Genomic DNA, 18864 nt, shown 5'->3' with positions numbered 1-18864 from the left:
CGGCAGACATGTCTCTGGCGATGGGGCGGAGGGGAGGGGGCGCCGGGCGCGGCTAGAGTGGCGCGCGTGACGGGAACGGAACCGATTGCGGTCAGCGGCGACCAGCACGTCCTCGACGACGGGCACGTGCGCATCGAGGTGGGGAGCGTCGGGGCGGTGCTCCGCGAGGCACGCGTCGGCGGCGTCCGCATCACCGAGACGGTGCCGCGCGACGCGCTCCCGCCGGGCGGCTGCGGCATCGTGCTCGCGCCCTGGCCGAACCGCGTGCGGGATGCGCGCTGGACGCACGCGGGCGAGGAGCTCCGCCTCGCGGTCACCGAGCCGAAGTCGGGCTGCGCCTCCCACGGCCTCCTCCGCAACACCCCCTACCGCCTCCTCGCGCAGCGGCCCGGCGAGCTCGAGCTCGGCGCCCTCATCGCGCCGCAGCAGGGCTGGCCCTTCGCCCTCGAGACGCGGGTCGTCTACGCGATCGAGCCCGACGGCATCCGGGTCACGCACCGCGCCCGCAACCTCGGCGCCGAGCCCGCGCCCTGGGCGGTGGGCGCGCATCCGTACCTCCGCGTCGGCGAGACGCCGAGCGAGCAGCTCTCGGTCGCGATCCGCGGCGGCAGCGCGCTCGAGCTCGACGAGCGGCTGCTGCCCGTGCGCGAGGTCCCGGTCGAGGGCACGGCGCTCGACCTGCGCGAGCCGCATCCGGCATCCCAGCTCGAGCTCAACACCGCCTACCGGGTCGAGCTCGACGGGGATGCGGCGCGCACCGAGGTCGCGCGCCTCACCGCCCCGGACGGCTCGGCGACGGTGCTCTGGCAGGGGCCCGGCATGTCGTGGCTGCAGGCGTACACCTTCCGCGGCTGGCCCGACGAGGCGGGCGGCGGGCCGCGGCTCGCGATCGCGCTCGAGCCGATGAGCGCGGCCCCCGACGCCCTCAACTCGGGGGAGGGGCTCGTCTGGATCGAGCCGGGCGCCGAGCACGAGACCAGCTGGGGGATCCGGCACCTGCCGGCCGCCGAGACGACCGGCGCCGCCGGCGCCGACGAGGAGGGGGCCGCACGATGATCGGCGAGCGGATCGAGCTGCGTCTCGGGGATGCCGAGGCCGTCATCGGGACGGTCGCGGCCGTCCTCGCGGGGCTCCGCATCGGCGGCATCCACCTCACCGAGCCGATCGCGGAGGGCGAGCCGCCCGCGCTCTGCTCCGGCATGGTGCTCGCGCCCTGGCCGAACCGCGTGCGCGCGGGCCGCTGGGAGCTCGACGGCGCGGTGCAGCAGCTCGACATCTCGGAGCCGGCTCGCGGCGGCGCGCTCCACGGCCTCCTCCGCCACGAGGAGTACGCGATCCTCGAGCGCGGCGAGTCGCATGTCGTGCTCGGCGCGCTCATCCCGCCGCAGCACGGCTGGCCGTTCTCGCTCGCGACGACGGTCCGCTACGAGCTCCGCCCCGACGGCCTCCGCGTCGAGCACGGCGTCCGCAATGTCGGCCGCGGCCGCGCGCCCTGGGCGGTCGGCACGCACCCGTACCTCCGCATCGGCGACATCCCCGTCGAGGAGCTGCGGCTGACCGTCCATGCCGACGAGCACTACCTGGTCGACGAGGTCCTCGACCCGACCGGCACGGCCCCCGTCGACGGGGCGCCCGAGGATCTCCGGCACGGACCGCGCATCGGCGACCTCGTGCTCGACACCGCCTACCGGGGTGTCGCGCACGTCGACGGCGCGAGCGCGCGGCTCGACGCCCCCGACGGCGCGAGCCTCGAGCTCCTCCAGGACGCCGACTGGCGCTATGTCCAGGTCTTCACCGCGGTGCCGGGGATGCCGGGCCGCGACTTCCCGAAGGCGGATGCGGGCGGCCGGGTCGGCTGGGCGGTCGCGGTCGAGCCGATGACCGCCCCGCCCGACGCGCTCAACTCCGGCGAGGGCCTCGTGTGGCTGGAGGAGGGCGAGGCCTGGTCGGGCTCCTGGGGTCTGCGCTTCACGCCCGCACGCTGAGGCACGGCAGAATGGGGGCGTGACCTCCGAGCGGCCCGCGCCGACCGCGACCCCGCGGCAGCTCCGCCGCTGGCGGCAGTACCTCGCCGACGAGCGCGCCGAGGCCGCCGTCTACCGCGAGCTCGCGGAGCGCCGCAGCGGCGAGGAGCGGCAGATCCTGCTCGCGCTCGCCGAGGCGGAGGGGCGCCACGAGGCGCACTGGCTCGCGCTGCTCGGCGACCGCGTGGGGCGGCCTCGGCCCGTCGCGCTGCGGACCCGCATCCTCACCCTCCTCGCCCGCGGCTTCGGCTCGGTCTTCGTGCTCGCGCTCGCGCAGCGGGCCGAGGCGCGCTCGCCCTACGAGCGGGACGAGGACGCGACGGAGACGATGGCGGCCGACGAGGCGATCCACGGGGAGGTGGTGCGCGGGCTCGCGGCGCGGGGTCGCGAGCGGCTCTCGGGCACCTTCCGCGCGGCCGTCTTCGGTGCGAACGACGGACTCGTCTCGAACCTCGCGCTCGTGCTCGGCATCGGCGCCACCGGCGTCTCGCCGCAGACCGTCCTCTTCACCGGCATCGCCGGCCTCCTCGCGGGCGCCCTCTCGATGGGCGCGGGGGAGTACGTCTCGGTGCGCTCCCAGCGCGAGCTGCTCGACGCGTCGCGCCCCGACCCGGAGGCGCAGTCGGCGCTGCCGCACCTCGACGTCGACGCGAACGAGCTCGCGCTCGTCTACCGGGCGCGCGGCATGGGCGAGGCGGCGGCGGCCGAGCACGCGGCGCGCGTCCTCGCGACCCTGCACCTCGACTCGGACGACGTGGAGGCCTCCGGCGTCGACCCGCACGAGGCGCTCGGCTCGGCGTGGGGTGCGGCGCTGTCGAGCTTCTGCTTCTTCGCCTCGGGCGCGCTCATCCCCGTGCTGCCGTACCTGCTGGGCGCGTCCGGCGTGGCCGCCGTGGTGATCGCGGCATCCCTCGTCGGCGTCGCGCTGCTCGGCACGGGGGCGATCGTCGGCCTGCTCTCGGGTGCCTCGCCGTTGCGGCGGGCGCTGCGCCAGCTCGGGATCGGGCTGGGGGCGGCCGGGGCGACGTACCTGCTCGGGCTGCTGTTCGGCACGACGATCGCGTAGGCGCGCACGCGGGCGGGGAGATAGGGGCGCGGCCCCCTGAGAGCCCCTTACCCTGATCCGGGGCCAGGGGGCCGCGCCGGGAAATCCAGGTGTCGCTCCAGCGACCCGAAACGCTGAGACGACGTCCTGATCCGGGATCCACGGTACGCCTGAGTTGAGACGGCTTCAAGACTTCATGCTTACGCACAGACAACGGGGGACACGGGGGTCCCTCCGTGCGGGCTGGGAGGCCGGTCTCCGCAGGGTGGGAGCGAGCGGCGCGCCGGGGCTGCGCGAGGAGCATGACCGCATGACCGATCTCACCGCCGTCGCCCTCGTCTGCACGCTGAAGCCCTCGCCGGAGCGCTCCTCGAGCGAGCTCCTCGCCACCCAGCTCCTCGCCGAGCTCCGGGGTCACGGCGTGACCGGGGAGGCGATCCGCGTCGTCGACCACGACGTGAAGCCCGGCGTCGAGGACGACATGGGCGAGGGGGATGCCTGGCCCGAGATCCGGGACCGGGTGCGCGCCGCCGACATCCTCGTGCTCACGACCCCGACCTGGATGGGGCACCCGACGAGCGTCGCCGCACGGGTGCTCGAGCGGCTCGACGCCGAGCTCTCCGAGACGGACGAGGAGGGGCGTCCCGGCCTCTTCGGCAAGGTCGCGATCGTCGGCGTCGTCGGCAACGAGGACGGCGCGCACAAGATCGTCGCCGACGTCTTCCAGGCGCTCGACGACGTCGGCTACTCGATCCCCGCGCAGGGCTGCACCTACTGGAACGACGAGGCGATGGGCTCGCGCGACTACCAGGATCTCGACGGCACCCCCGAGGCGACCGCCGGCACGACGAGGACGGCCGCCGCGAACGCCGCCCACCTCGCGGGGATCCTGCGCCAGGCGCCGTACCCCGCGGGCTGACCGCATCCCCCGCCCGTCTGGGACCCTGGGCCCCCTGGCCTCGGGGCGTACTCGCGCGGGCTCCCTGACCCGCGCCGTGCTGTCGCGCGGACATTCGGGCCGATCTGCCCGGATCCGAGCCGGATCGGGGCGGATGTCCGCCGCAGTGCGCGCCGCGGCATCGCCTACCGGTTCGCGGCCGCCTGCGCGCTCGCCGCGAGCGCCTCGACGTGCACGACGACCTCGGCGGCCCTCGCCTCGTGCTGCGCAGGCGAGCCGAGCACGGTGTCGGCGATGCGGACCAGCGAGTCGACGCCCGTCGCGAGCACGATCGTCGAGAGGAGCAGCTGCTCGGCGGTCTCGCGCGAGATGCCCGGCAGGGATGCGCGGATGCGGCCGGCGACGTCCGCGCAGATCTCGCGGCGCGTCTCCGCAGCGGCCGGCCGATCGAGTTCGAGGCTCTCCCAGCCGAGCAGGCGGCCGAGCTCGGGGTGCCGGGCGCAGCGGGCGAGGAGCTCCCGCGCGAAGCCGGCGAGAGCCACGGGGCCCTCACCCTCGAGATGGATGCCGTCGAGGATGCCGCGCAGCTCCTCGGCAAGGACCGCGCCGAAGAACCGCTCCTTGTCGCCGAAGTAGCGGTAGATGCGCTCCTTGTTGACGCCGGCGTCCCGGCCGATCGCGTCGATGCGCGCGCCCGCGAGGCCGTGGGCGGCGAACTGGCGCGCGCCCGCCGCGAGGAGCTTGCGCCTCGTCGCCTCGGTGTCCCATGCCATGCCGGCCAGCCTAGGCGATTCCAAACATCCGTTTGCGGTTCAGGACGGCGCGGCCTAGCATCGAGGTCCAACCGAACGTTTGGAGTTCTCGATGCCGCCGGTGCCGCTCGCCGCCCGCCTCCTCGCGACCTGGCTCGCGATCCGCACGCTCGTCGTGCCGGTCGCCCCGCTCGTGACGATCCGGACGCCCCCGCGGGTCGCCGCTCGGGTCGTGCAGCGGTCCGCGCGTGCCGCAGAGCGGTGCCTCCGATGAGCCGCGCGCTCGTCCTCGGCGCGCGCGGCGCGGTCGGACGTGCTGCCGTCACGGCACTTCGAGCAGTCGCATGGGAGGTCGCGGAGGGGAGCCGGACTGCGGCGGACGAGCGGCTCCGCATCGACCTCGGCGCGCCGGAGGGGCGTCGTCGTCTGCACGCCGCGGCCGCATCCGGCGAATACGCCGCGGTCCTCAACGCCTCCGGTGTCGAGGACGCGCGGATCGGTGCGGTCGCCGACCAGGCCGCCCTCGTCGACATCTCGGCGACCGCCGCCTACCTCGATGCCCTCGCCGAGGCGGTGCCGCCCGACGCCCGGGTCGTCCTCGGTGCGGGCATCGCCCCCGGGCTGAGCACGATCCTCGCGGCGGCGCTCGATGCGCGTCAGGGCGACGAGATCGACGTGGCCGTCATGCTCGGCTCGGGTGAACGGCACGGCCCGGCCGCGGTCGAGTGGACTGCCGGTCTGCTCGGCGCGGCGATCCACGATCCGGTCGAAGGCGGGACGCTCCGGAACCTCGTGCGCCGCCGCCGCATGCCCGACGGGCGCGGCCGCCGCATCCATCTGCGCGCCGACTTCCCCGACCAGCTGCTGCTCGGTCACGCGAGCGGGCTCCGCATCCGCAGCTGGCTCGCGCTCGACAGCCGTGTCTCGACCGCGGCGCTCGGAGTCGCGGCCCACCTGCCGGGCGCGGTCGGCGCCGCGGTCGTGCGCCGGGCGCCGCACCTCGGCGGCTCGGCCTGGCGCGTCGCCGCGCTGAATCGGCGCACCGGCGAGCTCCGCGAGGCCCGCGGTGAGGGGCAGTCGGCGGCGACCGGGCGGCTCGCCGCGCTCGCGGTGCGGCGGGTCGTCGAGCGCGATGCCGCCCGGGTCGGCTCGATGGCCGGCCTCGTGAGCGAGACGGAGGCGCTCGCGGAACTCGGGGGCGGAGGAGGATGATGACGGCGGAAGGGAGCCGCACCATGACCTACTACCTGATCTCGTTCCCGAGCGGCGAGATGGACCTCGAGGGCGTCGACCTCCGGCAGGCGGCCGACGACGCGCACGCGGTGATGCGCGACGCGAAGGCGGCCGGCGTGTACGTGTTCGGCGGCGGGATCGAGGAGTCGGTCGCGCCGGTCCGGGTGGATGCCGCGGGCGGCGTCCGGGAGGGCACGTACCCGCAGACGGCGCGGATCGAGGGCGGCTACGCGATCCTCGACCTGCCTTCGCGAGAGGCGGCCGTCGAGTGGGCGGCGCGCATCGCGGCCGCCTGCCGCTGCGAGCAGGAGCTGCGCGAGTTCATGCCGGACCCGGAGCGCTGAGACCGTGACCGCGAGCATCGAGATCCGTGCCGTCGAGGCGGGAGACGAGCCGCGCTGGCGGGAGCTGTTCCGCGCCTACCGCGACTTCTATCGGCTCGAGCCGGACGAGGAGGTCGTGGATCGCGTGTGGTCCTGGCTGCGGGACCCGGCCAGCGCGGTCGAGGGCCTGGTCGCCGTCGCGGATGCGGGCGGCGCGACGCGCGTCATCGGCTTCGCCCACCACCGCGCCTTCCCGCGACCCTCGGCCGGCGTCGTCGGCACCTACCTCGACGACCTCTACGTCGATCCCGACCACCGGGGCGCGGGCGCCGCCCGGGCGCTCATCACGCGCCTCGCGCAGGATGCCGCCGAGGCGGGCCGTCCGCTGGTCCGCTGGATCACCGCCGAGGACAACACCCGCGCGCGTGCGCTCTACGACTCGGTCGCGGCGCCGACGCCGTGGGTGACGTACGACCTCCGGACGGGCGCATGACCCGCATCGCGGTCGACGAGTTCTGCGTGCACTGACGCACGCGGAGGAGGGAGCGGCGGGATGCTGCGGAAGGTCGCGGAGGGCGTGCACGTGCACGCGAGCGAATGCATCGAGACGAACACGACCGTCGTCGAGGGCGACGAGGGGGTGCTGCTCGTCGATCCCGGCCTGACCCGTGCCGAGGTCGCCTGCCTCGCGGGCGACCTCCGCGGTCTCGGGGAGGCCGGCCTCCCGGTCGTGGCGGGCTTCGCGACGCATCCCGACTGGGATCACGCCCTCTGGGATGCGGGGCTCGGCCCCGCGCCGAGGTACGGCACGGCGCGTGCGGTGGAGGCGCTGCGGTCGCTCCGCGCCCGGCCCGACTGGCTCGCCGAATTCGAGGAGAGCCTGCCGCCGGAGATCGCGGGCGAGGTGCCGACGGAGCTGTTCGGGCTGCTCGAGCCGCTGCCGGCGGGTGCCGACTCGGTGCCGTGGGCGGGGCCGCGCGCGGGGGTGCTCCAGCACGACGGGCACGCGCCGGGCCACGCGGCGCTCCTGGTCGCGGGGCGCGGCGTGCTGGTGGCGGGCGACCTGGTCTCCGACGTGCTCGTGCCGATGCCGAGTCTCCGCGGCGACGCCGCCGACCCGCTCGGCGACTATCTCGCGGGGCTCGACCTGCTCGAGCAGGCGGCGGCGTCGGCTGAGGTCACCGCGTTCGTCCCCGGCCACGGCTCACCCGGGGATGCGGCGGAGCTCCGCGCGCGCATCGCCCTCGACCGCGCATACATCGAGGCGCTGCGCGACGGGCTGGCGATCGCCGATCCGCGGGTGGACGCGCCCAAGCCGGGGTGGGAGTGGGTCGCGGACGTGCACGAGGGGAATGCGGCGGCGGTGGCGGCGCGCCGATAGCGATCACTCGGGGGTGGCGACGCCGACGAGCTCGGCCCTGCACGGTGCGCGCTCAGCGTCGGTGGATGACCTGCGCGGCGACCTGGTCGGTGGGCATGATGAGCATCGTGTCGATGTTCACATGCGGCGGCCGGGTCACCGCGAACACGATCGCCTCGGCGACGTCCTCCGCGGTCAGCGGCACCATGCCGTCGTAGACCGACGCGGCACGTGCCGCATCCCCTGAAAAGCGGATGACGCTGAACTCGGTCTCGGCCATGCCGGGGTCGATCTGCGTCACGCGCACGGGCTCGCCCATCATCTCGATGCGCAGCACCCGCGTGAGCGCGCTCACCGCGTGCTTCGCGGCGTTGTAGCCGGCGCCGCCGCGATACGGCTCGCGCGCCGCGATCGAGCCGATGTTCACGACCCGGCCGTTGCCCGACGCGATCAGCGCGGGCAGGAGCGTCTTGGTCACGCTGAGCGTGCCGAGCACGTTGACCTCGTACATCCAGCGCCAGGTCTCGAGCTCCGACTCGGCGACCGGCTCGACGCCGAGCGCGCCGCCCGCATTGTTGACGAGCACCTCGACGCGCGGGACCGCGGCGGAGAACGCCGCGACCGATTCCGGGTCGGTGACGTCGAGCTCGAGTGCCGTCCCGCCGATCTCCGCGGCGATCCGCTCGAGCCGGTCGAGCCGCCGTGCTCCGACGACGACGTGGAATCCGGCGGCCGCGAGCTGACGCGCCGTCGCCTCCCCGATGCCGCTGCTCGCGCCGGTCACGACGGCGATCGGCGAGGTGGGCGGGACGTTCATGCGGGCTCCTTCCGGCGGCCCGCGGGCGCGGGCCGGATGACCCGCGGGCGCGGGGCGACGACGGCCCGTGCTGCGGGCCCGGACCACGCTGTCACGGCTGCGAGCGCCCACCCAAGGGCCAGTTCGCGGCGCGTTCGGAGCACCAGCCGTTACATGTTGCGATCGCGTGACGACTGGTCCTGCCGTTGCCTTCGTCTCTGGGTCTGCCCGTGCGACGACTCGGCTGCGAGCCTCGAATCGAGGAGGGCGTACGTGGACGAGACGATCGTGATCATCGTGCTCGCGGCGGCTGCGGCGGCCGGCGCGATCGTGCACGCCGCCACGGGATCCGGCTACAACCTGATCGCGACCCCCGTGCTCGCCCTCGTCGAACCGTCGACGATCCCCGGGCCGGTGCTGCTCGCGACCGCGGTCGCCATGCTCATCTGCACGGTGCAGTATCGCGCGGCGCTGCGTCTGCGCGACCTCGGCCCGGCCCTCATCGGGCTCGCACCCGGGATCGCGCTCGGCTCGGTCCTCGCCCTCGTCGTGACACCGGCGATCGGCATGCTCGCCGTCGGCATCATCGTGCTCGTGACGGTCGCGGTCGTGGTGACCGGCGCACGGATCCCCCTGAGCGCGCTCTCACTCTCGATCGCGGGCGGGTTCGCCGGACTGTTCGGCTCGATCGCGGCCACGCCCGGGCCGCCCATGGCCATGACCTACCGCACGGACGACACGGCGAGGCTCCGCGGCAACCTGTCCGCGTTCTTCCTGCTGCTGTGCCTCGCCACGCTCGCCCCGATCCTCGTCGCCGGGGTCGGCGACTGGCCCGCTGCGAGCCACACGCTCGCGCTCTGCGCGGGATCCGTCGCGGGGATCGCGCTCTCGCAGCCGCTGCTGCGCCTGCTGCCCGTCGCCGCCGTCCGCGCGGTCTCGCTCGTGCTGAGCGCGATCGCCGGCGCGTCCCTGCTCGTGCGGGGCGGCTGGGGGCTGTGGTCATGAGCGTGGTCACGTCACGTCGCGAAACCGCGGCGAAATCTCGCGCGGGTAGCTTGAGCCGCGGACCGCACCGCACCCGACCCGCACCGGAGGTGAGCTCGGCATGACCGATCATGCGCCCGCCGAGCCCCGCCGGCTCGCCGAACCCGACTGGGATCGCGCGGCGTCCACGTTCATCGACGCGAGCTCGTCCGAGCCGCTGTACCGCCAGCTGCGGCGGTTCATCGAGGCATCCATCTCGTCAGGCGACCTGAGAGCCGGCAGGCCGCTGCCCTCGTCGCGCTATCTCGCCGGTGCGCTCGGCGTCTCGCGCAACACCGTCAGCCTCGCCTACCAGGAGCTCATCGCGATGGCGGTGATCGAGTCGCGCCCGCGGAGCGGGCTGTATCCGGTCCCCGGCCGGAACGGCGCGGGTCAGCACGCGCTGCCGGCGACGGATCCCGCGCAGCCGGGCACGCGCTCGACCGTCGACTGGCGTGCACGGCTCGTGCCCGTGCCGACCAACCTGCCGCACGCCGCGTCCTTCGCCGACTGGACCTCGTTCCCGTACCCGTTCCTCGCGGGCCAGCCCGAGCCCACGCAGTTCCCCGTGCGCGCCTGGCTCCGCGCGCTCTCGGAGGCGACCGCCGGGCCGCACATCACGCAGTCCATCCAGGACTCGGTCGACCGCGACGATCCGCTCCTCGTCGACGTGATCAGCCGCGAGATCCTGCCGACCCGAGGGGTCTCGGCCGAGCCATCCGAGATCCTCGTGACGAACGGCGCGCAGCAGGCGCTCGCGCTCATCGCCGACGCGCTCATGGACACGACCACGATCGTCGCGCTCGAGGATCCGGGGTTCCGCGACGCCGCCCACATCTTCGCGAGGTCCGGCGCATCGCTGCACCCGATCGCGGTCGACCGGATGGGCGCGCAGGTGCCGGTCGAGACGCCGCACGACATCGTGTACGTGACCCCGAGTCATCACCACCCGACGAACGTGACGCTCAGCCTCGCGCGCCGTCGCGCGCTGCTCGAGTCGGCCCGCGGACAGGACACCATCGTGATCGAGGACGACTACGACAGCGAGGTGCGCTTCCGCGGCCGGCCGACGCCCGCGCTCAAGGCCCTCGACCGCGACGGCCGGGTCATCTACATCGGCACGTTCTCGAAGTTCGTCGCCCCGGGGCTTCGGATGGGCTTCGTGGTCGCCGATCCCGCCCTGATCGAGGCGCTGCGCGAACGCCGCCGGTACTCGACCAAGCATCCGGCAGGTCATATGCAGCGTGCGCTCGGCATCTTCATCGACTCGGGCGAGTACCACCGCGCGCTGCGCAGGCACCGCAACCATCTCAAGCGCAAGTGGGAGCTCATCTCCGAGCTGCTGCCCGAGACGCTCGGCTGGGAGCTGCCGGCGCCGCCCGCCGGGGGGCTCAGCATCTGGGCGCAGGGGCCCGACGGCTTCGACGCCGGGCGCGTGAGCCGTGCTGCGAGCCGGTACGGGGTGCTCGTCGACTCCGGCGCACCGTACTATCTCGGTCCGACGGCACCCGACTCGGCGTTGCGCGTCGGGTTCTCCGCGATCTCGCTCGAGGCGATCCCCGCGGGGCTGCGCGCGCTCGGGCGGGCCGTCGGCGATGTCGCGAAGGAGGCGATCACGCGCCGCTCGCCGCGCTGAACGCCCGTCCGCCGAGCATCGTGCCGCGCACCGCGATGTCGCGCAGCTCGGCGGGCTCGACGACCTCGGTCGGGTCGCGGTCGAGGATCGCGAAGTCGGCGCGCTTGCCGCCCTCGATCGAGCCGACCTCGGCGTCCATCTTGAGCATGTGGGCCGCGCCGATGGTCACGGCGCGCAGGCCCTGTTCGATCGTGATCGACTCGCCCGGCCCGATGGGCTGGTCGGCCCACGTGCGCCGCTCGGCCGCGTAGGACACGGTCGCGAGCGGGTCGAGCGGGGTGACGGGCGTGTCCGAGTGCAGGGAGATCGGCACGCCCTCGCGCAGCGCGGTCGCCGCGGCGTTCATGCGCGCCGCCCGGTCGGGACCGACCGAGTAGGTGCGGTGGATCTCGCCCCAGAACCGCATGTGACCGGGCAGGATGTTCGCGCACAGGCCGAGCGCGGCCATGCGCCGGTACTGCGCGGCGGTCGACAGCTGCGAGTGCGTGACGGTGTGCCGGTGGTCGGGGCGGGGGTGCCTCGTGAGGACCCGCTCGACGGTGTCGAGCATGAGCTCGGTGGCCTCGTCGCCGTTGCAGTGCACGTGCATGAGCATGCCGGCGCGATGGTATGCGGTGAACGCCTCCTCGAAGTACTCCGGGCTCATGGTCCACATGCCGTTCTCGGCATGGTTCAGGTACCCGGGCTCCTGCAGGCGCGCGGTGTGGCTCTGGATCGACCCGTCGAGCATGAGCTTCACGTAGCCGCGCAGCCGCAGCTTCGCGGTCGACTCGGCCGAGAGCAGCTGCAGCCGTTCGACCACCTGGTCGAGCGACATGCCGGGCGTGGGCGTCACCCCGAAGTGGAACGGCGCGAGCCGCACCGGGTGCTCGTCGGACTCGACCGCGGTCCGGTAGATGTCGATGCCCGCGTCGGTCATCATGACCGAGGACGCGAGGTCGACCATCGTCGTCGTGCCCGCGTTGACCGCCTCGACCGCCGACTCGCGCAGGGTCGGCACGTCGAGGTCGTCGAGCACGCGCGAGAAGCCCGACGAGGCCAGCGACATCGCGGGGATCTCGCGCAGCTCGCCGTTCGGCTCGCCGAGCGCGTCGCGCTCGACGCCCTCGACGCTCACCGAGCGGTCGATCGCGTGCCGGCGCATCATGGCCGAGTTGACGGATGCCACGTGCGCGTTGCCGTGGAGCACGAAGATCGGTCTCGTGGCCGACGCGAGGTCGAGGTGCTTGGCGGCGAGCCGCTCCCCGGGGAAGAACGCGGGGTCGAGCCCCCAGCCGAACAGCAGCGCGTCGGGCGCCGTCGCCGCGTCGCCCGCCGCCGACATCCGCGCATCGGCCTCGCTGAGCCGCGCGATGACGTCGTCGATGCTTCGGCAGCCGGGCCAGACCCGGCCCGACAGGTCGCGCCGGTCGTGGAAGCCGACGTACACCGATCGCCACAGCGCGCCGCTCATGGCGTGCGCGTGCGCCTCGACGAACCCGGGGAACACCACGTCGTCGGCGTACCGGTCGTCGATGCGCGTGCCGTCGAAGTACGCCAGCTCGTCGAGCGAGCCCGCCGCGAGGATGCGGTCGCCGCGCACGGCGACCGCCTCGGCGACGGGTCTCGCCGGATCGAGCGTCACGACGCGCTTCGCGCGATAGACCGTGATGGGTCCGGTGCTGGTCATGGTCGGCTCCCCGGTGTTCAGGCCGCGGTCGCGCCGACGGCCGCAGCTGCGCTCGTGTAGGTGTCCGCGACGTCGAGCGCACGGTCGAGGATCTCGAGCGCCTCGGCGATCTCGGCGTCCGAGGTGTTCAGCGGCGGTGCGAGGTGGATGCGGTTGAAGTTCGTGAACACGAGCAGGCCGAGTCGCTTGGCCTCCGCCACGGTCTTCGCGAGCGCCTCGCTCGATCCGCCGTAGGGCGCGAGCGGCTCGCGCGTCTGCCGGTCGACGACGAGCTCGACCGCCCACATCGCGCCGAGACCGCGCACCTCGCCGACGCTCGCGTGGCGTTCGGCGATCGCCGCGAGCCCCGGCCCGAACAGCCGTCCGCCGACGTCGGCCGCGCGCTCGATCATGCCCTCGTCGCGCATGACGCCGATCGCGGCGGCCGCCGCCGCGCACGCGAGCGGATGCCCCGAGTAGGTGAGCCCGCCCGGGAAGACGCGCGTGTCGAACGTGGCCGCGATCGAATCGTGGATGAGCACCCCGCCGAGCGGCACATAGCCCGAGTTCACGCCCTTGGCGAAGGTGATGAGGTCGGGCACGACGTCCCAGTGCTGCACCGCGAACCAGGCCCCGGTGCGCCCGAAGCCCGACATGACCTCATCGGCGATCATGACGATGCCGAACCGGTCGCACAGCGCGCGCACACCCGCGAGGTAGCCGGCGGGCGGCGGCATGACGCCCGCCGTGCCGGGAACGCCCTCGAGGATGATGGCCGCGATGGTCTCGGGGCCCTCGAGCAGGATGAGCGTCTCGAGGTGCTCGAGCGCACGCTCGCACTCCTCGGCCTCGGTCGTGGCGTGGAACTGCGTGCGATACAGGAACGGCGCATGGAAGTGCACGACGCCGGCCGCCGCGTAGTCGTTCGGCCAGCGCCGCGGGTCGCCCGTGAGGTTGATCGCGATGTCGGTGTTGCCGTGGTACGAGCGGTACGCGGCGAGCACCTTCCGCCGGCCGGTGTGCAGGCGCGCCATGCGCACGGCGTTCTCGTTCGCATCGGCGCCGCCGTTCGTGAAGAACACCCGGTCGAGGCCTTCTGGCGCGATCTCGGCGATGAGGCGCGCCGCCTCGGAACGGCGGTCGTTGGCGATCGCGGGCGCGATCGTGCACAGCACGTCGGCCTGGTCCTTGATCGCCTGCACGAGCACGGGGTGCTGATGTCCGACGTTGGTGTAGATCAGCTGCGACGTGAAGTCGAGATACCTCGTGCCGTCGCCGTCCCACACGTGCGTGCCCTCGGCGCGCGTGACGACCATGGGGTCGAGTGCGGCCTGGGCCGACCACGAGTGGAACACGTGACGGCGGTCGAGGTCGTAGGTCCGCTTCGCGGCGGGGTCTTCAGGTGCGGGCACGTTCGGAGCTCTTCTCTCTGTCGGGGTGGGGATGTCGAAGTCAGTGCAGATGCGAGTGGGCAGGCTCGAGACCCGCGTCGTGCAGGCCGATCAGCTCACGCGAGGCGCCAGGCTTCGCGATGACGGTCAGAGCCGATGCCCCGCTGTCGCGCGGACCGTGCAGCGTGATCGCGAATCTCGGCCCGACGCATTGCACGGTGTGCACGAGCTCGGGCGTCTCGGCGAACACGGCGAACCCCTTGAGGCGCACGATCTCGCGCGGCAATGCGCGCAGCGCGCGCTCGAGCGCCGGCCGGTCGACGGGCTCATGGGCGCGCAACACCCACGTGTCGTGCGCGGCGTGCGCCTGGCCCGAGACGGCCGGTGCGGCGTAGGCGCCTGGCTCGCCGTCGAGCAGCGTGCTCGTCAACGACATGCCGTCACGGCGCACGATGACCTCGGCGTGCGGAGCACGCAGCCCGATGAGGAACAGCGCACCGTCCAGCACGGCCTCCCTCGCGACATCCGCATGCGTGACGACGATGAGGTCGGCGCTCGCGAGCTGCCGCGCGATCGTGTCGCCGATCCACCGATCGCGCAGCCGTGCCGAGATCGTCGTGGCGTCGGCGCACACGATCACGCCGCCCGGCGTGAAGCCGGGCGTCGTCGACCAGGCCGCGAGCGCGGCCGGGTCGCCCACGCCGCTCGCCTCGACGACGACCCGGCGCGGCGCACGTTCACGCAGCAGCGCGAGCGAGCTCGACATGCCGTCCGAGGCCTGGCAGCAGATGCAGCCGTCGCTGAAGTTCACGAGGTCGCCGTCGCCTCCCGAGAGCAGCGCGGCGTCGACGTCGAGCTCGCCGAAGTCGTTCACGATGAGGGCCGTGCCCGGCACGCCCTCGCGCAGGAGGTCGCGGATGAGCGTCGTCTTGCCCGATCCGAGGTAGCCGCCGACCACGATCAGCGGGATCGCGGAGGGGGTCATGTCTGTGCCGGCTCCGGCAGGCGCTTGGCCGCGGCCGTGTGGTGCTCGCCGCCGAGGACCGTGCCGAGCACCGTGATCGCGCGCAGCTCGGCGGGATCGGCGACCTCGTACGGGTCTCGGTCGAGGATCGCGAAGTCGGCGCGCTTGCCGCCTTCGATCGAGCCGACCTCGTGGTCGAGCTTCAGCATGTACGCGCTGCCGAGCGTGACCGCGCGCAGCGCCTGGTCGAGCGTGATCGCCTCGCCCGGCCCGAGCAGCCGGCCTCCGGCCGTGCGCCGCTCGACCGCGTATGACGCGGTCGAGAGCGGCCCGAGGGGCGTGACCGGCGCATCGCAGTGCAGCGAGATCGGCACCCCCTCGCGGATCGCCGTCGCCGCGGCGTCCATGCGCGCTGCGCGGTCGGGGCCGAGGGTCAGGTCGTAGTGCAGGTCGCCGAGGTACCAGATGTGGTTGGCGAAGATGTTGGCGCACAGTCCGAGCGCCTTCATGCGCCGGTACTGCGCCGCGGTCGACAGCTGCGAGTGCGTGACGGTGTGCCGGTGATCCGGGCGCGGATGCCTCGTGAGGATCCGCTCGACCGTGTCGAGCATGAGCTCGGTCGCCTCGTCGCCGTTGCAGTGCACGTGCACGACCATGCCGGCGTTGTGGAAGACGGTGAACGCGTCCTCGAACTGCTCGGGGCTCACGTTCCAGATGCCGTTGACGTCGGTGTTCAGATACCCGGGCTCCAGGAGGCGCGCGGTGTGCCCCTGGATCGCGCCGTCGAGCAGCAGCTTCACGTACCCGAACTTCAGCTTCGCGGTGCTGTCGGCCGCGAGCACCTGCAGGGCGGCCGCGACCTCGTCGAGCGTCATGCCGGGGGTCGGCGCCATGCCCCAGTGGAAGGGCACGAGTCGCGCGGGGAACGCGTCGGACTCGGCCGCGGCACGGTACACGTCGAGGCCGCCGGTGAACAGCGTCGTCGACGCGAGGTCGACCACGGTCGTGATGCCGACGTTGCGGCACTCGAGGCCGAAGTTGACGACCGCCTCCTCATCGAGCGCGTCGAGCGCCTGCGCCCAGCCCTCCTTCGCGAGCGACATGGCCGCGAACTCCTGCAGCTCGCCGTTCGGCTCGCCGTGCTCGTCGCGGGCGAGGCCCTCGACGTTGAGGTCCCGCGTGATGCCCGCCCCCCGCATGAGCGCGCTGTTGACCGAGGCGAAGTGCGCTCCGGCGTGCAGCACGAAGATCGGTCGCGTGGTCGAGACCCGGTCGAGGTGCTTGGCGAGCAGCCGCTCGCTGCGGAAGTACAGCGGGTCCAGTCCCCACGCGAACAGCAGCGCGTCCGGGTCCTCCATCGCCGCATCCGCCTCCTGAAGCCGCTCGATGACCTCGTCGAGCGTCGTGCATCCGGGCCACGCGCGTCCCCAGGGATCGGTGCGCTCGAAGTACCCGAGATAGGTGCTGCGCCACAGCCCGCCGGTCATGGGGTGCGCGTGCGCCTCGACGAAGCCCGGGAAGATCACCCGGTCGGCGTAGCGGTCGTCGACCGTCGCGCCCTCGAACAGCGACAGCTCCTGCATCGAGCCGGCCGCGAGGATGCGGTCGCCGCGCACCGCGACGGCCTCGGCGACGGGGCGTGCATGATCGAGCGTGACGACCTTCGCGGCGGGGTAGATCGTGATGGGCGGTGTCGTGGCGGGTGCCCCGCTGTGCTGGGTCATCATGCGCTCCTTGTCGTGAGGGTGAGATCGGTGCGTCCGGGCACCACCGCCTCGCCGCGGTGATGGCAGGCGGCGTCGATCGCGAGCCCCTCGCCGACGGGGGCCAGCGGCGGACGCGTCGTGCGGCACACGTCGGTCGCGAGCCAGCAGCGCGAGGCGAACGCACAGCCCACGTGCTGCTCGGACGGGCTCGGCAGGTCGCCCTGCAGCATGATGCGCTCGCGTCTGACCGGCGTCGGCTCGGGGACGGCCGACATGAGCGCGACCGTGTACGGGTGCTGAGGATTCGTGAACACGTCCTCGACGTCGCCGACCTCGACGATGCGGCCGAGGTACATGACCGCGACGCGTGACGCGAGGTGGCGCACGACGCCGAGGTTGTGCGAGATGAACATGTAGGTGAGCCGGCGTTCGCGCTGCAGCTCGAGCAGCAGGTTCAGGATCTGCGCCTGGATCGACACGTCCAGCGCCGAGGTCGGCTCGTCGAGCACGACCAGCTCCGGGCTCGTCACGAGCGACCTCGCGATGGCGATGCGCTGGCGCTGGCCGCCTGAGAACTCGTGCGGGTACCGGTCGAGCGCGCTCGCCGGGAGCCCGACGAGATCGATCGTCTCCCGCACCGCCGCCACGGCCGCCGCCCCGCGCACACCCGTCGAGCGGAGGGGCTCCATGACCGACCGGCGCACGGTGTACCTCGGATCGAGCGAGTCGTTGGGGTCCTGGAAGACCATCTGCACGCGCCGGCGATGCCGCTTGAGCGCGGCGCCGCGCAGCGCGAGCGCGTCGTCGCCGTCGAACGCGATGCCGCCGCTCGTGGGGGCGCGCAGCAGCATGGCGGCGCGAGCCAGGGTGCTCTTGCCGCACCCCGACTCCCCGACGATGCCGAGCGTCTCGCCGCGCCGGATGTCGAGATCGATGCCCGCGAGCGCATGCACCTCGCGGCCGCCAGGGCCCTTGAACGTCTGGGTGACGTCCTCGAAGCGCATGAGGTCGTCGGTCGTGACCGTGCCGGTCATGCTGCAGCCTCCTGGATCTCGAGGGCGATGACCTCTTCCGAGCGGACGCATCGCACCGCCCGCCCCGGATCGATCGGGCGCAGCGCCTGCGGTGCGGCGCACGCGTCGGTCGCGAACGCGCAGCGCGGCTGGAACCGGCAGCCCGCGCGTGCGCGATCCTCGTCGGCGATGCCGCCGGGGATCGCCGGCAGCTCGACCCGGCCGGGCCGATCGGTCGCCGGGATGCTCTTCAGCAACGCCCTCGTGTAGGGGTGCGCGGGTGCCGCGAGCACCTCGGCCGGCGTGCCCTCCTCCACGATCTGCCCCGCGTACATGACGAGCACGCGGTCGCAGGTCTGCGCGATGACGCCCAGGTCGTGGCTGATGAGCACCACGCCCGTGCCCGTCACGGTGCGCATCTCGTCGATGAGGTCGAGGATCTGCGCCTGCACGGTCACGTCGAGCGCGGTCGTCGGCTCGTCGGCCACGAGCAGCCGGGGCTTGGCCGCCATCGCCATCGCGATGACCACACGCTGCCGCATGCCGCCGCTCAGCTGGTGCGGGAACTGCCGCATCCGGAGATCGGGCTCGGGCACCTGCACGAGCTCGAGCAGCTCACGTGCCCGCACCATGGCGGCCTTCTTGTCCATGAGCCGGTGCACGATGAGCGTCTCGGCGATCTGCGGTCCGATGCGGATCGTCGGGTTGAGCGCCGACATGGGCTCCTGGAACACCATCGACATGACCCGTCCGCGCAGCGACGCGTACTCCTTCTCGCTGCGGCCGACGAGCGTCTCGTCGCCGACCGAGAGGGTCGTCGCGTCGAGGGCCGCCGAGCCGGGCAGCAGGCCCATGATCGCGGTCGCGATCGTGGACTTGCCGCATCCGCTCTCGCCGATCACGCCGACGATCTCGCCCGATGCGACCCGGAAGGAGACGTCGGACACGACCGGGGCCGCTCCGCCGTAGCCGACGGTCAGGCCGTCGACCACGAGCACGTCGTCTCGAACGTCGGTCATGAGGTCTCCTTCCGGGGTGGTTCGCATCGGGCA

19 protein-coding genes are annotated in these 18864 nt (G+C 73.3%); 11 read left to right on the top strand and 8 right to left on the bottom strand.

Features of this window, described 5'->3' with window-relative positions; translation table 11 throughout:
• Nucleotides 1-66 precede the first annotated feature (66 nt).
• From OF852_RS07240 to OF852_RS07225, 4 genes are all read left to right on the top strand, one after another.
• On the top strand, nucleotides 67-1056 hold the full coding sequence (locus OF852_RS07240) for an aldose 1-epimerase family protein (protein ID WP_271118506.1): 990 nt from the start codon (nucleotides 67-69) through the stop codon (nucleotides 1054-1056).
• Nucleotides 1053-1985, top strand: a complete 933-nt coding sequence (locus OF852_RS07235; RefSeq protein WP_271118505.1) for an aldose 1-epimerase family protein — start codon at nucleotides 1053-1055, stop codon at nucleotides 1983-1985. Before OF852_RS07240 ends, OF852_RS07235 begins: the two co-directional genes overlap by 4 nt.
• Before the next feature lie 19 nt (nucleotides 1986-2004).
• Entirely contained in the window at nucleotides 2005-3090 is a 1086-nt protein-coding gene (locus tag OF852_RS07230) for a VIT1/CCC1 transporter family protein (RefSeq protein WP_271118504.1), read from the top strand.
• A 289-nt stretch (nucleotides 3091-3379) separates the two neighbouring features.
• The gene (locus OF852_RS07225) at nucleotides 3380-3988 is read left to right on the top strand and encodes a flavodoxin family protein (protein ID WP_271118503.1); all 609 of its coding nucleotides are present in this window, start codon (nucleotides 3380-3382) and stop codon (nucleotides 3986-3988) included.
• A 164-nt stretch (nucleotides 3989-4152) separates the two neighbouring features.
• Here the strand turns inward: OF852_RS07225 and OF852_RS07220 are convergent, their stop codons facing one another.
• Nucleotides 4153-4740, bottom strand: coding sequence for a TetR/AcrR family transcriptional regulator (locus OF852_RS07220; RefSeq protein ID WP_271118502.1), 588 nt, complete (start codon nucleotides 4738-4740; stop codon nucleotides 4153-4155).
• 91 nt (nucleotides 4741-4831) lie between these two features.
• Here OF852_RS07220 and OF852_RS07215 point away from each other — a divergent pair, with 91 nt between their 5' ends.
• The 5 genes from OF852_RS07215 to OF852_RS07195 are packed head-to-tail and all read left to right on the top strand — an operon-like array spanning nucleotide 4832 to nucleotide 7656.
• Complete coding sequence (locus OF852_RS07215; protein ID WP_271118501.1) at nucleotides 4832-4993, top strand: hypothetical protein; 162 nt, start codon at nucleotides 4832-4834, stop codon at nucleotides 4991-4993.
• Nucleotides 4990-5931: a hypothetical protein gene (locus tag OF852_RS07210; protein ID WP_271118500.1), complete on the top strand. Its 942-nt coding sequence runs from the start codon at nucleotides 4990-4992 to the stop codon at nucleotides 5929-5931. The genes OF852_RS07215 and OF852_RS07210 overlap by 4 nt, the downstream gene beginning before the upstream one ends.
• 23 nt (nucleotides 5932-5954) lie before the next feature.
• Nucleotides 5955-6296 (top strand): YciI family protein, encoded by a 342-nt coding sequence (locus OF852_RS07205; protein ID WP_271118499.1) that lies wholly within the window; start codon nucleotides 5955-5957, stop codon nucleotides 6294-6296.
• Nucleotides 6297-6300: 4 nt separating this feature from the next.
• Nucleotides 6301-6768 carry a GNAT family N-acetyltransferase gene (locus OF852_RS07200; protein ID WP_271118498.1) on the top strand — a complete coding sequence of 156 codons (468 nt, stop codon included), beginning with the start codon at nucleotides 6301-6303 and terminating at the stop codon, nucleotides 6766-6768.
• Nucleotides 6769-6828: 60 nt separating this feature from the next.
• Nucleotides 6829-7656, top strand: coding sequence for an MBL fold metallo-hydrolase (locus OF852_RS07195; protein WP_271118497.1), 828 nt, complete (start codon nucleotides 6829-6831; stop codon nucleotides 7654-7656).
• 52 nt (nucleotides 7657-7708) lie between these two features.
• Here the strand turns inward: OF852_RS07195 and OF852_RS07190 are convergent, their stop codons facing one another.
• Nucleotides 7709-8452, bottom strand: coding sequence for an SDR family NAD(P)-dependent oxidoreductase (locus OF852_RS07190; protein WP_271118496.1), 744 nt, complete (start codon nucleotides 8450-8452; stop codon nucleotides 7709-7711).
• A 252-nt stretch (nucleotides 8453-8704) separates the two neighbouring features.
• Here OF852_RS07190 and OF852_RS07185 point away from each other — a divergent pair, with 252 nt between their 5' ends.
• Together OF852_RS07185 and pdxR are read left to right on the top strand one after the other, a co-directional pair.
• Nucleotides 8705-9436: a sulfite exporter TauE/SafE family protein gene (locus tag OF852_RS07185; protein WP_271118495.1), complete on the top strand. Its 732-nt coding sequence runs from the start codon at nucleotides 8705-8707 to the stop codon at nucleotides 9434-9436.
• 100 nt (nucleotides 9437-9536) lie between these two features.
• Nucleotides 9537-11090 (top strand): MocR-like pyridoxine biosynthesis transcription factor PdxR, encoded by a 1554-nt coding sequence (gene pdxR, locus OF852_RS07180; RefSeq protein WP_271118494.1) that lies wholly within the window; start codon nucleotides 9537-9539, stop codon nucleotides 11088-11090.
• On the opposite strand, the gene OF852_RS07175 is transcribed toward pdxR, so the two are convergent.
• From OF852_RS07175 to OF852_RS07150, 6 genes are read right to left on the bottom strand one after another with little or no spacing between them, the layout of a single operon-like run.
• Nucleotides 11068-12759, bottom strand: a complete 1692-nt coding sequence (locus OF852_RS07175) for an amidohydrolase (protein WP_271118493.1) — start codon at nucleotides 12757-12759, stop codon at nucleotides 11068-11070. The genes pdxR and OF852_RS07175 overlap by 23 nt on opposite strands.
• A gap of 17 nt (nucleotides 12760-12776) precedes the next feature.
• Nucleotides 12777-14150 (bottom strand): aspartate aminotransferase family protein, encoded by a 1374-nt coding sequence (locus OF852_RS07170; protein WP_271118492.1) that lies wholly within the window; start codon nucleotides 14148-14150, stop codon nucleotides 12777-12779.
• 40 nt (nucleotides 14151-14190) lie between these two features.
• Nucleotides 14191-15114, bottom strand: coding sequence for a CobW family GTP-binding protein (locus OF852_RS07165; RefSeq protein WP_271118491.1), 924 nt, complete (start codon nucleotides 15112-15114; stop codon nucleotides 14191-14193).
• Nucleotides 15111-16817: an amidohydrolase gene (locus OF852_RS07160; protein WP_271118490.1), complete on the bottom strand. Its 1707-nt coding sequence runs from the start codon at nucleotides 16815-16817 to the stop codon at nucleotides 15111-15113. Before OF852_RS07160 ends, OF852_RS07165 begins: the two co-directional genes overlap by 4 nt.
• A complete protein-coding gene (locus OF852_RS07155) occupies nucleotides 16817-17833 on the bottom strand; it encodes an ABC transporter ATP-binding protein (RefSeq protein ID WP_271118489.1) in 1017 nt (338 codons plus the stop codon). Before OF852_RS07155 ends, OF852_RS07160 begins: the two co-directional genes overlap by 1 nt.
• The gene (locus OF852_RS07150) at nucleotides 17830-18831 is read right to left on the bottom strand and encodes an ABC transporter ATP-binding protein (protein WP_271118488.1); all 1002 of its coding nucleotides are present in this window, start codon (nucleotides 18829-18831) and stop codon (nucleotides 17830-17832) included. The genes OF852_RS07155 and OF852_RS07150 overlap by 4 nt, the downstream gene beginning before the upstream one ends.
• Nucleotides 18832-18864: the final 33 nt, after the last annotated feature.

This window comes from Homoserinibacter sp. YIM 151385, from assembly GCF_027912415.1.
Taxonomy (GTDB): domain Bacteria; phylum Actinomycetota; class Actinomycetes; order Actinomycetales; family Microbacteriaceae; genus Schumannella.
The sequence above is the reverse complement of the archived record's forward strand: the minus strand, read 5'-3'. Positions and strand labels throughout refer to the sequence as shown.

What these genes read in the sequence shown, in the direction of transcription:
- OF852_RS07165 (WP_271118491.1), bottom strand. Translation starts at nt 15,114, where the DNA reads ATGACCCCCTCCGCGATCCCGCTGATCGTGGTCGGCGGCTACCTCGGA.
- OF852_RS07215 (WP_271118501.1), top strand. Translation starts at nt 4,832, where the DNA reads ATGCCGCCGGTGCCGCTCGCCGCCCGCCTCCTCGCGACCTGGCTCGCG.
- OF852_RS07210 (WP_271118500.1), top strand. Translation starts at nt 4,990, where the DNA reads ATGAGCCGCGCGCTCGTCCTCGGCGCGCGCGGCGCGGTCGGACGTGCT.
- pdxR (WP_271118494.1), top strand. Translation starts at nt 9,537, where the DNA reads ATGACCGATCATGCGCCCGCCGAGCCCCGCCGGCTCGCCGAACCCGAC.
- OF852_RS07220 (WP_271118502.1), bottom strand. Translation starts at nt 4,740, where the DNA reads ATGGCATGGGACACCGAGGCGACGAGGCGCAAGCTCCTCGCGGCGGGC.
- OF852_RS07225 (WP_271118503.1), top strand. Translation starts at nt 3,380, where the DNA reads ATGACCGATCTCACCGCCGTCGCCCTCGTCTGCACGCTGAAGCCCTCG.
- OF852_RS07150 (WP_271118488.1), bottom strand. Translation starts at nt 18,831, where the DNA reads ATGACCGACGTTCGAGACGACGTGCTCGTGGTCGACGGCCTGACCGTC.
- OF852_RS07190 (WP_271118496.1), bottom strand. Translation starts at nt 8,452, where the DNA reads ATGAACGTCCCGCCCACCTCGCCGATCGCCGTCGTGACCGGCGCGAGC.
- OF852_RS07205 (WP_271118499.1), top strand. Translation starts at nt 5,955, where the DNA reads ATGACCTACTACCTGATCTCGTTCCCGAGCGGCGAGATGGACCTCGAG.
- OF852_RS07175 (WP_271118493.1), bottom strand. Translation starts at nt 12,759, where the DNA reads ATGACCAGCACCGGACCCATCACGGTCTATCGCGCGAAGCGCGTCGTG.
- OF852_RS07195 (WP_271118497.1), top strand. Translation starts at nt 6,829, where the DNA reads ATGCTGCGGAAGGTCGCGGAGGGCGTGCACGTGCACGCGAGCGAATGC.
- OF852_RS07235 (WP_271118505.1), top strand. Translation starts at nt 1,053, where the DNA reads ATGATCGGCGAGCGGATCGAGCTGCGTCTCGGGGATGCCGAGGCCGTC.
- OF852_RS07155 (WP_271118489.1), bottom strand. Translation starts at nt 17,833, where the DNA reads ATGACCGGCACGGTCACGACCGACGACCTCATGCGCTTCGAGGACGTC.
- OF852_RS07160 (WP_271118490.1), bottom strand. Translation starts at nt 16,817, where the DNA reads ATGACCCAGCACAGCGGGGCACCCGCCACGACACCGCCCATCACGATC.